Raw genomic sequence first — 718 nt, 5'->3', positions numbered from 1 at the left:
GTATTACCAATACTAGTACCATAATCAACCCATTTATCAACATCAAAATACTGGTACCTTTTCTTTTCATTTCTAGAGCGATACCATTCCTCAATATTCTTGCTTCGAGCATTGTCCTGAGGAAGACGAAGTCTTAGCTCCTCGTTATGATAAGAGGCAGCAGATTCATTAGCCGCAATATTAGCGGCAATTTGAGACTTAGCAATACGAGAGGCAACTTTGTTAGAGATATTCTGACCACGAGTACGAGCAGCTGCCAAAGCTACTTCGGCTCAAGCCTTTTTAGCTTCAGCATAAGAAAGATAGCCAGAAGACATGCGTTGATAATAATCCGCAGCCCTAACGTTCAAACCAAGCTGTTGCTGTTGGCCAAGATACCTATTCATAATACCTTTAGCCTCATTGTCAAGAAGCATACCAGAACGTTGAGCACGCATAATAAGACCTGTCATAGCCATATTATCAGCTTCCTGCTGCTCCTTAGCATAACCGAGCTGAGCACGCGCCAAACCGGTAGACTTCAAATAATTACGAGTCTCGTCAGTAAGTTTACCCCAATCAATATTAGAAAGGGTCTCCATAGCTTTAGCATCAGAGAGTTGTCTACCACCTTGCAATTGACATTTCTCAGGTTCCATCAACTCATATCGTACAATATTCCCAATAGAAGAACCAATATCAGAATAATCAGCCTGACAAGGTCGCATGACAGCAGTTC

At 41.9% G+C, this 718-nt stretch carries 2 protein-coding genes; both read right to left on the bottom strand.

Translation table 11 applies throughout. The features are described 5' to 3' along the window. The coding region (locus tag AABA78_RS38840; RefSeq protein ID WP_338270584.1) for a hypothetical protein at positions 1-260 on the bottom strand (260 nt) is incomplete at its 3' end. Positions 261-272: 12 nt separating this feature from the next. Further along, positions 273-718 (bottom strand): hypothetical protein (locus tag AABA78_RS38835; RefSeq protein WP_338270583.1); only part of this gene is annotated, 446 nt, incomplete at its 5' end.

The sequence above is a fragment of the Corallococcus caeni genome (assembly GCF_036245865.1).
GTDB lineage: Bacteria > Myxococcota > Myxococcia > Myxococcales > Myxococcaceae > Corallococcus > Corallococcus caeni.
Note: the sequence above shows the minus strand (reverse complement) of the source record. Positions and strands in the feature narration are given on the sequence as shown.